The 12,423-nt window shown below is 61.2% G+C and carries 10 protein-coding genes; all 10 read right to left on the reverse strand.

Annotation, left to right across the window (positions count from 1 at the left end):
* Nucleotides 1-58 precede the first annotated feature (58 nt).
* The gene (locus E4T66_RS19280) at nucleotides 59-3,034 is read right to left on the reverse strand and encodes a sensor domain-containing protein (protein WP_169577727.1); all 2,976 of its coding nucleotides are present in this window, start codon (nucleotides 3,032-3,034) and stop codon (nucleotides 59-61) included.
* 74 nt (nucleotides 3,035-3,108) lie between these two features.
* The gene (locus tag E4T66_RS19285; RefSeq protein ID WP_136851364.1) at nucleotides 3,109-4,842 is read right to left on the reverse strand and encodes a pilus assembly protein TadG-related protein; all 1,734 of its coding nucleotides are present in this window, start codon (nucleotides 4,840-4,842) and stop codon (nucleotides 3,109-3,111) included.
* Nucleotides 4,843-4,844: 2 nt separating this feature from the next.
* The gene (locus tag E4T66_RS19290; RefSeq protein ID WP_136851366.1) at nucleotides 4,845-5,111 is read right to left on the reverse strand and encodes a DUF3613 domain-containing protein; all 267 of its coding nucleotides are present in this window, start codon (nucleotides 5,109-5,111) and stop codon (nucleotides 4,845-4,847) included.
* On the reverse strand, nucleotides 5,108-5,788 hold the full coding sequence (locus E4T66_RS19295) for a tetratricopeptide repeat protein (protein ID WP_211243036.1): 681 nt from the start codon (nucleotides 5,786-5,788) through the stop codon (nucleotides 5,108-5,110). Before E4T66_RS19295 ends, E4T66_RS19290 begins: the two co-directional genes overlap by 4 nt.
* 16 nt (nucleotides 5,789-5,804) lie before the next feature.
* On the reverse strand, nucleotides 5,805-6,743 hold the full coding sequence (locus E4T66_RS19300; protein ID WP_136851371.1) for a type II secretion system F family protein: 939 nt from the start codon (nucleotides 6,741-6,743) through the stop codon (nucleotides 5,805-5,807).
* On the reverse strand, nucleotides 6,740-7,663 hold the full coding sequence (locus E4T66_RS19305) for a type II secretion system F family protein (RefSeq protein WP_136851373.1): 924 nt from the start codon (nucleotides 7,661-7,663) through the stop codon (nucleotides 6,740-6,742). Before E4T66_RS19305 ends, E4T66_RS19300 begins: the two co-directional genes overlap by 4 nt.
* Nucleotides 7,663-8,883 (reverse strand): CpaF family protein, encoded by a 1,221-nt coding sequence (locus E4T66_RS19310; protein ID WP_136851375.1) that lies wholly within the window; start codon nucleotides 8,881-8,883, stop codon nucleotides 7,663-7,665. Before E4T66_RS19310 ends, E4T66_RS19305 begins: the two co-directional genes overlap by 1 nt.
* Nucleotides 8,884-8,905: 22 nt before the next feature.
* On the reverse strand, nucleotides 8,906-10,096 hold the full coding sequence (locus tag E4T66_RS19315) for a hypothetical protein (RefSeq protein ID WP_136851377.1): 1,191 nt from the start codon (nucleotides 10,094-10,096) through the stop codon (nucleotides 8,906-8,908).
* Between the two features lie 40 nt (nucleotides 10,097-10,136).
* On the reverse strand, nucleotides 10,137-11,471 hold the full coding sequence (locus tag E4T66_RS19320) for a type II and III secretion system protein family protein (protein WP_136851379.1): 1,335 nt from the start codon (nucleotides 11,469-11,471) through the stop codon (nucleotides 10,137-10,139).
* Between the two features lie 8 nt (nucleotides 11,472-11,479).
* The gene (gene cpaB / locus E4T66_RS19325) at nucleotides 11,480-12,379 is read right to left on the reverse strand and encodes a Flp pilus assembly protein CpaB (RefSeq protein WP_136851381.1); all 900 of its coding nucleotides are present in this window, start codon (nucleotides 12,377-12,379) and stop codon (nucleotides 11,480-11,482) included.
* Nucleotides 12,380-12,423 lie beyond the last annotated feature (44 nt).

Genomic DNA, 12,423 nt, shown 5'->3' on the forward strand with positions numbered 1-12,423 from the left:
GTACTCATGCGCAGCAGCGTCACAGCACAGCACTGAAATACGTGCCTCTCTGCCGGCTTCAGTCCGGCTTGCGTGTCTCAAGCCATGCCTCAAGCGCTGAAGCACCGCGCACACCGGCCACCGCAGAACCCGAGCAGGCATCGATTCCTGCGGCATAAGCCCGCCTTTTCGCGCTCTCACTTGCGATGCCGTAGGTAATCCAGCGCACTGCGCCGGTCGACTCGGCGCGCCGGTGGGACAGCGATTCGAGTACCTCAGGGTCGGCCGCATTGACCAGCGCAAACGTCAGCGGAATCTGTCCTTTCGCTTCCGGGACCGCATTGAAATCCCGCAGCGCGAAACGGATACCCCGTGCGATCAAGGCACGCGGATCCGCTGGTGCAGTCTGCGCTTCGGCCAGACCGTCCGGACTGAGCGCAAGAATCAACCGCTCTCCGGAGATCGAGTAGCGCTGCAACAGGTCGATTACATGACGGCTGAATTCAGGATCACGCAATTGCCAACCCGAAACCGCCACGACACATGGCAGCGACAGCGGTCGCAGATTCGGGGCATTGAGCACCTCACAGACCTGGCAGATCTGCCATAGCTCCAGATCGGCGACCAAACCCGCGCGCCCAGCCGCCTGCATCACTTCATCGTGCCCAACATCACCATAGCGCGGGTGATTCCAGTGCAGTCCAGAGAGTACCGCCAGAACCTGACCATCGGCCGCCAAAGCCGGCGACAGCAGCAAGTCGAACTGGTTGAGCGCGACGGCAACATGGATCTCGCGTTCAAGTTCGAGCCGGCGCCGACGCTGCGGATCGATCTCGCTGTTGAACATGCGAAAACAGCCGCGGCCAGCCTGCTTGGCATCGTACATCGCGCTGTCGGCGTGTCGCAGCAGACCCTCGATGTCACTGTCGTCAAGCGGATACAGCGTGATGCCGATACTGGCACGGGTCGTCAGCGACAGGCCCGGAAGATCCAGCGGCTGATCAAACCGGGCGAGCAGCTTCTGCGCCAGGAAGCGCGCATCGTCTGCCGACCGTAAGCCGGGCGCAATGATGACAAACTCATCGCCAGCCAGGCGCGCGACCGTGTCAGTGGGACGCACGGTCGATTGCATGCGTTCGGCCGCCGTCTTCAACACCTGATCGCCCATCTCATGCCCGTGCTCATCGTTGATCGCCTTGAAACGATCAAGATCTAGAAAGAACACGCCGAGCACGCGTGGATCGCGCTGCGCTGCAAGCATTGCCTGCTGCAAACGGTCGTACAGGGTGATGCGGTTAGGCAGCCCGGTCAAAGCGTCGTAGTGTGCCAACTGGTTGAGCCGTTCCTCTGCGGCAAGCCGATCGCTGATGTCCACCGCAATCGCCATAAATACCGGCGGCTCCTCTTCACGCGAAAAATTGAGACGCACCTCAACCGGATAACTTTCACCATTGGCGCGTTTGTGCCGGCAACGATAGATCAGGTGATCCCGGTCTCCATCGCGCAGTCGCTCGATGTAACCGTTGAACGTTTCCTCGGAGAGATCGTCGCTGATATCCAGCGGGGTCATGCGCGCCAAAGCTTCAGCGGGATATTCGAGATTATTGCGCGCCCCGCGGTTGACCTCGAGGAAGCGCAGGGTCTGGGCATCAAAGATGTAGACCTCCTCGACAGCACTGTCGAGCAAGCGACCCAAGCGTGTCGCCAGATTCTCGCCGCGCAAGCGCTCACTGATGTCGCGCACGATGACAACCAGTCCGTCGGCCTCATCGACGCGCATCGACTGCACCCACAGTTCGGCCGGAAATGTCGTTGCGTCCCGTCGCCAGCCCACGACCTTGGGCAACTTGCCGCTACTGCGTCCAACGACGTAGTCGGTAATGCGTACACCAGGGACATTCAGAAACGGCACCGGCATCAGCTTGGTGACAGTAAATCCGACCAGTTGATCACGGGAATAGCCGAACATGCGTTCGGCGCGCGCATTGGCAGAGCGCACGACGCCGGCTGTATCCGTCGTCAGCAAACCTTCTTCGAGATGGTCCACAACAGCCTGCGACAGGCGCGCTTCTCGTCGCAGCCCTTCTATCTCGCGCAACTTCACGCTGGCGTCGCGCAAGGCGATGGCCCAGCCGTCAGTGTGTCCGCGCGTGCCGCGCAGCAGGCTCACGGTCACATCGACCGGACGCGATTCACCGTTGCGCCCGCGCAACTTGACCAGCGCGGAAAACTTGCGCCCCTGCTTCATCGCAGCCTCAACCGGGCCATCGCGAACCGCACCACCCTCCTCGACCACGTGCAGGATCGACGACAGCAGGCGCCCTGCAGCATCGGCTGATGGCCACCCCGTCAGACGTTCGGCGATGCCGTTGCAATACCGCACCTGCGTCTCGCGATCGGTCACAATCAAGCCGTAGTCCAGCGTCTGCATCAGCGCGCCACCACGCCCGCCGAGCTGCTCCAGCTCAATGCTGCGGCTTTCTTCCTCTTCGCGTCGTTGTGGATTCGCACGTCCGGCCCACTGCGGCTGCTGCTTGCGCAGACGTTGCCAGCCGATGAGCGCCATCACACCGAGCACCATCATGACACCAGCGGACATCCATCCCGCCAGTCGCAGTGCTGCTACCGCTTCGACACGAACCCCCTGCACTTCACCGGGAGCGATACGGTATTCAACGCTGCCCAGCAATCGATTTTGCGCGGAAACGATACGGCGGCTACCGCCGCTGCCAACGATCTGATACAGCCGATCGCGCATCTGCCGCATCAGCGACTGCGGAAGCCGGGGCAACTGCCATGACTCGAAGATGCCCGCCCGGGTCAGCACGACGCCTTCTGCATCACGCACCGCCAGGAAGCGCAATCCCAGATCGCCACGTTGCATCAGGGAGTCCAGCAACGGCCGCAGGCTGCGCTCACCAGAATCCTGCGCCAGTGCGTCTGCCAGACTGTGCTCAGCCGCAGCAGACACATACAGATGATCCAGATTCAGCTGCAACGCACGCGCCTGCCACAGACACAGCAACGCCTGCATCGCCAGCAGGAGCGCGCACACGCCCGCCAAACCGGTAGCCCAGTAGCGCAAGTCTGCTTGACGGCCCTGAAGCCGCATGCCGCCCCCTGTCGTCTTCAGTGCGTAAACAAGTATGGCTCTGTCACGTTGACGCCAAAGACCCACACGTCGGCGTTGCCTACGGAAAGGCCGGCGCCGCTCAGAATATTGCGCGACAGCGCATCGGCCATCGGCAGTGTCAATTCGGCCAGGCGATTGCGCAGGGCCGCCTCAATCGCACTCTTGGCCGATGCCAGCGCGGCATCCAGTGTGGGATCGACCACGCCTGACAGCAGTGGCAGGGCATTGCTGCCCAACGGCGTAATTTCCACGTTCAGATCGACAGCGCCGGGCAACTGCGCAATCGCATCCGCCAATTCCAGTGATCCTCCCGCCGTCTGCGGATCCTCGAATGGCGATTGAAACACCAGAGCATCCTGCCCGCTGGTGACAGCGTGAAGTGCCAGCGCAGTAATACGCACATGAACCGGCAGCGGAATGCCGAGCAGGCCAGCGCTGAAATCAGCGTCGACCAGTGCAGCCGGCCGAACCTTCGGCTCGGGTGCGTTGATGTCGTCGAATTCGCCGATGCCGAGACGGCTCAGACTGGTGCGCGCAAGTACGGCGACCCGATCGTAAGCCACACCCTCGCGCGCGCATTCGATATTGGTGACTTCTGCAGTCCCCTGCGCCAACTCAAACCACAGCGGCAGTTTTGCCGTGACGCCAAGAGGAGCGAAACTCACGCTCAGATTGGTCTGCACCAGACCTTGAGCGTTCGATACATATTCCGGCTCTGCATCCTCTCCGGGAAGCGCCGGAGCAATCGCCGGGCCCTGCTGCGCTGCCTGGAGGACCCGGATCAGGATGTCACTGTCACCCAAGGGCGGCGGCAAGGCGTAGGCAAATCGCACCGCGGAAGACTGCGTCGCCACCTGCGCCGTAGCGAGCGTCAGCTCGCCAACGTCAATCAGGGACGAACCCACAGCCGCTGACAGGTCCCGCTCGAGCGAAACCAGTTCAGCGGGCACAACCGTGGCGCTGGTGGTCGCAACATCAGCCATCTGCTGCGCCGTGGCACTCGCCACGCTCTGCCCGCTTGCCGACAACGCATCGGCAGTCGCATGCAGAAGTCCATGGATACTGATGCGTTCGAACAAGACATTGCCCTGACCTGCATCGTCGAGCTGATCGATCAGTTCGTCCAGCGGCAGCTTTGCGTCGATCAAGCTGGCATAGCCCACGGCGTCCAGCTTCACCGGGCCGCCCAGCGCTGCGCTTAGAAATTTGTTCAGGAAGTCAGGATCGACTTCAGCCAACCGGGTCCCTATTTTTACGCTAGCACTGGGCCGCGAATATGCCGCCGCACTCGCGCGCAACGTGCCGCCGCCGGCGCGGGCAAACGGCAACAGGGCGCGCGGTACCGGGCGCGACAGCTCGACACGCACCGCTTCATTGATTTTTCCCGGCTCTGTGATGACAAACCGTCGCACGCCATCCGGAGAATCGTACTGCCGCCCCAGCAGGACCGAATCGACCGTGATGACGCCTTTACGCGCACCATTGCGGACGATGCTGTCGGACACTTCACTGAACGCCGCACCCTGCGGATTGCCGGGAACGCCCATGCATCCGCCCGCGATTCTCGCGGCATCCAGCGCGGACAGATTGGCCATGCGCTGCAGATCGCGTTGTGCGGAATACAAACGCCCGATATCGATCACCAGCGCGACCGCGATCAGACACGCGCCCGCCGCAATCGCAGCAAAAATTGCCGCTGCGCCACGTTGTCGAGCGCGCCAGCGACGCATGCTCAGGAACCGGAACTGGAGACAAACTGCTCGCGATCAAACTTATCCGGGATCTCTTTCTCGAAGCTCTTCAGATAGCGCTGATACACCTTCTCCGCCACCTCTCCCGGCATCGGTCTCACCGCACCCAGCGAAGCATTGCCGCTGGACTGCAGTTCCAGCCAAGCACGTGTGCTGTCGCCAATCTGCGGCAAGGCCTGTGCGTCATCTGCCGCCCAGGCTGTCGCGCTTGCCAATGCCAACGCCGCTGCAATTGCCCATCTTTTCATTGCACACCTCCAACGGCCCGTTGCGGGGCCATAAAACTGCTTGCCTGGCGTCGAAGACGCGCCACCGTATCTGACGAAATTCCAGCCTCACGAATCATCTTGCTGGCGGCCGCTTCATCACGGCGCGCCAACAGCAGCAGCAGCAGATTGTTACGCGCTCGCTCCAAACCGGGGGCCAGCTCTACCGCGGTCGAAAACTCCGGCAGTGCCTCGTCGTAACGCCGCATGCTCAGTAGCGCATAACCCAGATCGTTGCGAATTTCGGCATCGGTCGGTCGCCGCCGCGCAGCTTCCTGCAGATAGGCAACGGCCTGTGCGGGCCGCTGGCGCGCATGCAGCAGGCCAAGTCCGTGATAGGCCTCCGCCGCCATGTCGCTGCGCAACAACGAGCGATACAGCGCATCAGCCTGTGCCACCTGACCCAGATTACGCCTCGCCTCGGCTTCAAGATATTTCAGCTCGGGCGTGTTGCCGCTCCGCTGTTGCTGTTGCTGCACATGCGCCAACGCGGCGTAGTACTGATGCTGATCCAGCATCGACCCAATCAGATCCCGGTAAACCGCACGATCCACCGAATCCTCTGCGCCCTTGGTCTTGCTCGCTTGCGAACCTGACGATGTCGAATCAAGCGGACGCGGCAAGGCGCAGGCACTGCAACCCAGTGCCGCGAAAAACATCAGCGTTATGACACGCTCATTTCGCATTGACTTCTGCCAGTGCACGAATGATCGACAGAAATGCCGGCCCGGCGACGAAGATCATCAAGGCCGGAAAGAAGAACAACACCATGACGACCGTCATACGGCCGGACATGTGATTGACCCGCTCACGCAGATCCAGACTGCGCCGCTCCTCGATCACGTCCAGGACTTCAAGCAGCGGCTCACGGATTTCACCGCCGTAGCGGTCGACTTGGCGCAGGGTCGCAAGCACCGTGGTCAGATCCTCGACGGCCAGGACATCTGACAAGTTCTTCAGCGCTTCACTGGTTTCAGCGCCAGCGTCGAGTTGCCGTATGACAATCTCGACCTCACGACCCAGTTCGGGCAGCACCCCACCCCCTTCGCGGACCAGGCTCGACAGCGCTTGCCGAATGGACAAACCCGCCTCGAACAGCAGGACCAGCAGGTGGATCAACAGAGGCACTTCGGACTTGATACGCCGTTGGCGTGCCGCCGCAACGGCGCGAAGAATCCAACGCGGCGCCAGAAACGACAATACCGCCGCCGATGCCAGCAACAGGATCAGAATCAGGCCCTTGTTCTGGATCTCGGCAAACAGCCAGTACGCCAGCACCAATCCAAACAGTGCGAATGGCAACACCGCCTGGAACACATACCACATCAGGCGACGCTCACCGCTGCGCCATCCCGCACGCAGCAGTAGCAAATTGCTTTCACCTTCGCTGTCGACCCAGGCTTCCATCGCCCGACCACCACGGGCCATGGCAGCAATGACCGGCGCCTGGTCGACGTCTTCAAAATCACTGACGTCGGCATCATCTGGTGTCAGCCGCCGCCGAATGCGCGCAGTACCACGTGCGCGCAAGCCCAAGGTCACAGCCGCCAGCACGCCGATGACGGCCACAAGAACCGCCAGCGACACAATCAATGCGAAGACCGCGGGGCTCATGCGAACTCCTCTGTCGATCGCATCATCCTGTAGATCACCGCAGCGCCGCTGATCTGCAACAGGATCGATACAACCAGCAGGATACGGCCGACGTTGTCCTGCCACATGTTGGTGTAGTAGTCCGGGTTCTGAACCAGGATGAACAGAGTCAGGGCCACCGGAATGACAGAAAGCACCACCGCTGAGAACCGGGTCTCTGCTGTCAACGCGCGCAGCTCGCGCGCGGCCGAATCGCGCGAACGCACCGCCTGGATCAGGCTGCGCAGAACGTTGCGCAGGCTGCCGCCGTACTTGCGGTTGATTGCTGACGCCAAGGCCATCACCTTGAGCTCGCGCAGCCGATGAATCTCGGCAGTCTCCAGCAAGACGGTCTCGACCGCTGCCCCCAGTCGCACCTGACGGCTGACACTGAGAAATAGTTGCTTGCTCGGATCTGGGCTTTCGCGTGCAGCTGACGCCAAGGCTTCATCGAGCGTATTGCCTGCAGCAAGAACCCGAATCACGGCATCGAGGAAATTTGGCAGCTGCTCGACAATGCGGGCTCGGCGCAAAGCCGCCATCCGGTTCAGATAGGCCCACCCAATAACCAGCAGCAAGGCCACTGCCAGCATGCCGCCGAGCCAGCCGAGAATAAGCAGCGCGGCCGGAATCAGCAGCATCAACACCAGCAAAATACGCCCCACCGTTTGTGGCGTCAGTTCGGCACCCGTCCGCCAGACCAGGTGACAGGCCCAGCGTACCAGCGGATTTCCGATGCGAGCGCTCATCTGTACGCTCAGCGCGGCGTTCTCCTCGCTGCCCATCGCACGCAGACGCAGCAGCACCTCTTCCTCGCGCTCGCGCTGCCCTGCTCGAATGAACAGCGCGATCGCCGCCCCGCCTGCCACCACTGCAACCAGGAACAGCAGCGCCAGCGCCATTACAGGTCTCCCCGGCAGTCGATGTGACTGCGCGTCTCGATGTCATAGCGAAACAGATCGCGCATGATCAGCTCGTTGCCGCGCGACCCCAGCACTTCGGTGATCGCCATCACTCGCCGCTCGCCGCTTTTCAGGCGGCCAACATGGACCATAAGCTGAATTGCCGAAGCCACCTGTCCCAAAAACGTTGTTTCGCTGCCGGTATAGCCGGCGAAACCGGCGAGCAGTTCAAGCCGATGGACAGCATCGCGACAACTATTGGCGTGCAGTGTGGTCATCGAGCCGTCGTGGCCCGTATTCATCGCCTGCAACATGTCCAGCACCTCATCGCCGCGAACCTCGCCGACGATGATGCGATCCGGTCGCATGCGCAATGCGTTACGGACCAGATCGCGTGCAGTGACTGCGCGCTGCCCCTCCAGATTCGGCGGACGCGTTTCCAGGCGGACGACGTGCCGATGATTCAATCGCAGCTCGGCAGCATCCTCGATTGTAACTACGCGCTCCTCTTCGGAAATCCAGGTCGACAGCAGATTCAGAAAGGTGGTCTTTCCAGTCCCGGTACCGCCAACGACGAGGAGATTGGTGCGCCGGTCGACACGATCGCGCAGATAGTCGAGCTCCGCCTGATTCAGCGTCCCGCTGCGCAACAAATCGTCCGCAGTCAGCGGTTGCTTGCGAAATTTGCGAATTGAAAGGCACGGACCATCCAGCGCAATCGGCGGAATGATCGCGTTGACGCGCGAGCCATCGGCCAGACGTGCGTCTACCATCGGCGTCGACTCGTCAACGCGACGGCCGATTGGAGCCAGGATGCGCTGAATCACACGCACGACATGCGTATCGTTGAAGAACCTGACCGGCGCACTATAGAGGCGCCCTTCGCGCTCGACGAAGACGTTATTCGGACCATTGACGACGATGTCGTTGACACTATCGTCATCGACCAGCGACTGGATTGGACCGAAGCCCATCAGCTCGTCGCGTGCGTCCCGCGCCAGTGCCTCTGACTCGCGCTGGTTGACCGGCAGACGCTGATCGACGACGTAGCGCCGCATCTGCTCGGTGACGAAACGTTCAATCTTGGTTTCATCCCACTGATCGATGTCGAGATTGCGCTCCTCGATCTGCTGGATCAGATGCCGATGAAAGTTGTTCTTCAGCTGCTGATACTGATCAGACAGGCGGAACCGGGTGATCTGCGGGTCTGAATTGCTCACGGCAGCCTATAGCGAGATGGGCTCACCCGAACAGGCGGCTGAGGACGCCCTGACCGGGCTGCTCCATGCGCGGCTGTCCGGCCAGCAAAGCGGCAGCCAGACTGCGCGTACCCGCACAGAATGGATCCTTGGGCGCAACGGTGTACATCGGCTCACCAGCATTCATCGCGTGAATGCGGCCGTTGCCGGGACTCGCCGGCAAGGTTCCGAGCAACGGGATGTCGAGGATCTCTGCCAGATGCCCGGGCTCAAGTCCCAGCCGATGGCGATAGTTGTCCACCACCAGTGCGGCGCGATCCAGCGGGCAATCTTCCAGACGCAATGCCCGCAGCAGGTATTTGCTGTGCCGCGACTTGATAATCGACTGATCGGTCAGCAACACCGACCGATCCGCCTGCGTCACGATGCCTGCGATCGTATCCAGCGGCAGATGTCCGTCGAATGCGACGACGATGCTGGTAAACAGGCCGCGCAATACTTGCAGCAGCTTGATGAATTCTTCGTAGTTCGCAGAGGGGCGCCCAACCAGATCCTCCGGCAGGCTCAACAAATAGACCCCGCTGGCGTGCTTGGCGAATGCGGTATCGATCAGTGTCTGATCACATCGATATACATCGTTGATCGCATCCAGCACGCTGTACGACTGGTTGATGTTCAGGAAAATGGCCGCTGCACCGGGGGGGGTCGCGATGTCGACCAGCAGAACCGATTCCGGTTTGGGGGAGGCTTCGGCAATCGCCAACGCAATGTGTTCTGCAACAAATGCAATGGTATCGACCGGATTGGCTGCAAACACCGCAAACATCTGGCCCTGCTTCTGTGCCGCGCGTGCCATTGGCGTCGTTCGCCGCAGCAGCTTTGCCAGCAGCGCCGCAACATCGCCCTCATCCCGTCGCAACACCAGGAAGTCGCGCGCGCCGGCACGCATCGCCGACAACACAATGTCCGGATTGCTGTCTGCCCCAAGCCCAGCCACCGGCAAGTCCGGCATACGTTCGGCCAATCGCTCCATCATGCTGATCCGAGCATCGAGATTGGCGCTCTCGAACTGGAAGAACGCAACATCGATGCGTCCCATCGACTGCACCCGCTCGATCAGGTCCTCAGCATCCAGCGGCCGGATCAATGAGAATTCGGCGGCATCGCCGGCAGAGTTTTCCAGCCAGCTCAGGTAGACCGGATCGTCAGCAATGACTATGGCCTGGGATTTCATGTGCGCAATTCGCGTCCTGTCTGGGTTCTTTCAGAGAATTCTAACGACTGAACCCGGAGTCGAAGTCGCCGTTTTCAAGGAACACCGAACGTGCGGCGCTCGGCCGGTAGTTGTTGTATTCGGAACCGGGCAGCGCAGGCGGACGCACGCCCGCCGCCAACGGACGCACCAAGTGCGGCGTGACCACCATGATCAGTTCGCGATCCTCGCGCTGGATACTGGTGGACCGGAACAATGCGCCAAGTACCGGCACGTCGCCGAGCCAGGGCAATTTGTCGACATTGTTGATCAGACTGGAGCTGATCAATCCGGAGATCACGAAGCTTTCATTGTCGCCGAGTTCGATCGTGGTATCGGTCCGGCGTACACGCAGCGCCGGCACTGAAACACCACCGACCTGAATGCCCGCCGAAAAATCGAGATCACTGACCTCCGGGGCCACCTTCAGAGCAATGCGATCGCGTGCCAGTACCGTCGGCGACAGCGTCAGGCGCACGCCGAATTCCTTGTACTGGATCGAGATTCCACCGGCAGTGGCGCCGCCCTGGCTCACAGGCACCGGAAACTCGCCACCCGCCAGATAGCTTGCTGTCTGTCCGCTCATGGCAACCAGACTCGGTTCAGCCAGGGTCCGCGCCAACCCCTTGCCTTCGAGCAGGCTCAGAATGCCCAGGATATTGCTGCTACCGTCGCCAACCACCAGATTGAAAGCGTCACTCAATGGCGCCGCGATCCCACTGGTGGGATTGATCGAAAACCCGTTCGATGTCGGCGCCGAGTTGTTGAAGCCGCCCGGCGCGAACACACCGCCGGTAGTCCCTCGATTGACCAGTACGTTGAGTCCATATTTCTGCAACGTACTGCGGCTGACTTCGGCAATCTTGACCGAAGTCAGCACCTGGGTCTCAAGGTCGACCGCACTGCGGTCGGCGATCTGTCCATCCTTCGACGTTTGTGCCGAAAGCTGGGCACGACGATGCGCCAACAGATTCGGCAACTTGCCCGACAGGCTGCTGCCCGTTTCGACTACTGCGCGGCTCAACTCGGGATCCGGTGTCGCCGCCTTGAGCGGATCCTGTACCGCCCCGACACGCACGCGATACTCGCGCGGAAAGTCCGACCCCTTGGTCCAGACCATCAGACTGGTGATCCCGAGCTTCTTGCCGGTAATCAATACCTCGCGGCGGTTGATTACGGAGACGTCGGCAATCAGAGGGTTCCCCACGGCGACTCGCGAAACTTCACCGGTCACGCGGTGAAGCCTGTGCGTATCCACTTCGACCAGAATCACGTCGTTGGCCGAAACTGCCAGCGACAACGGCGCATACAAGGCACACGCAACAAGGATGCAGAGACGGATCATGATCTGATTCATAGCAAGCCTTATTTGGTGGTCACGACTTCACTGGCGGTGCCCCGCACAATCTCGACTCGCGGTCTTGGCGCTACGCGAGCACGGGACGGCGGCGGCTTGATCCGTCCAAGTTCCTCCAGACTGATCGCCTGTTCTGGCGCAACATTGTCCGTCTTGGCGGTCACTGCCTCCGGGGTCAGTGGCAATTCTGTCTTCTCGGACACAGGGGACTCGCCCGCTTCAGCCGCCTGACCGTGCAAAGCCAGCCGCAACTCGCCTATGCTGGCGCCGAGCATCAATTTGGTGGTCTCCTTCTGGGGTACGGCCAGCACTGCAGTCCGCACCCTTGAAGGCTTCTTATCGTCGTCCTTGATCCCTTCCGGACGATCGATGATGCGTTCTTCGTACGCCAGCACCCGCGCCGCTTTCAGCAGCACTCGCGACTGCGGCGAAACCCCCGCGGCGCCACCGCGCAGATACAGCAACACATCGACAATATCGCCCGGTCGCACAAATCCGCCGACCGCGATGACGTCATTGACCTCGACCGACAGCGCCAGATGATCGGGCGGAATGATCCGCGCCAGCACGTTGCCTTCCTTGAAATAGCGCTGGGTCACCGGCGCTCCGGCATCGATATCAACCAGCGGCACTTTGTTTACGACATCGTCGAGATTGGTGTAGGGATCCGCCGGCGAGACCGAAACCGGCACCAGTGCCACATCATCCCGCGCAATCGCCCGATAGGCGGACAAGGGTTTCAAAGCAACCACCGCAAGCACCTGCTGCGCCTGCTGCTGCTGAACCTGCACTTCAACCTGTTCGGCGCGCTCGGCGTACCCGCGACTGACCTTGTAGCCGATCGCCGCCAGGATGACAGCAAGCAGTACCGACACCACCGCGATGATTTTCAGAACTGTACTGCTCATCTCGTGCGACTCCCGCAATGATGGTTTCAGTCCGAAACCGGCAC

The organism is Sinimarinibacterium arenosum (assembly GCF_005047655.1).
Taxonomy (GTDB): Bacteria; Pseudomonadota; Gammaproteobacteria; order Nevskiales; family Nevskiaceae; genus Solimonas.

Excerpts from the sequence above, each read along its gene's own strand:
- E4T66_RS19320 (WP_136851379.1), bottom strand. The coding sequence starts at position 11,471 with ATGAATCAGATCATGATCCGTCTCTGCATCCTTGTTGCGTGTGCCTTG.
- cpaB (WP_136851381.1), bottom strand. The coding sequence starts at position 12,379 with ATGAGCAGTACAGTTCTGAAAATCATCGCGGTGGTGTCGGTACTGCTT.
- E4T66_RS19305 (WP_136851373.1), bottom strand. The coding sequence starts at position 7,663 with ATGGCGCTGGCGCTGCTGTTCCTGGTTGCAGTGGTGGCAGGCGGGGCG.
- E4T66_RS19290 (WP_136851366.1), bottom strand. The coding sequence starts at position 5,111 with ATGAAAAGATGGGCAATTGCAGCGGCGTTGGCATTGGCAAGCGCGACA.
- E4T66_RS19315 (WP_136851377.1), bottom strand. The coding sequence starts at position 10,096 with ATGAAATCCCAGGCCATAGTCATTGCTGACGATCCGGTCTACCTGAGC.
- E4T66_RS19300 (WP_136851371.1), bottom strand. The coding sequence starts at position 6,743 with ATGAGCCCCGCGGTCTTCGCATTGATTGTGTCGCTGGCGGTTCTTGTG.
- E4T66_RS19285 (WP_136851364.1), bottom strand. The coding sequence starts at position 4,842 with ATGCGTCGCTGGCGCGCTCGACAACGTGGCGCAGCGGCAATTTTTGCT.
- E4T66_RS19295 (WP_211243036.1), bottom strand. The coding sequence starts at position 5,788 with ATGTTTTTCGCGGCACTGGGTTGCAGTGCCTGCGCCTTGCCGCGTCCG.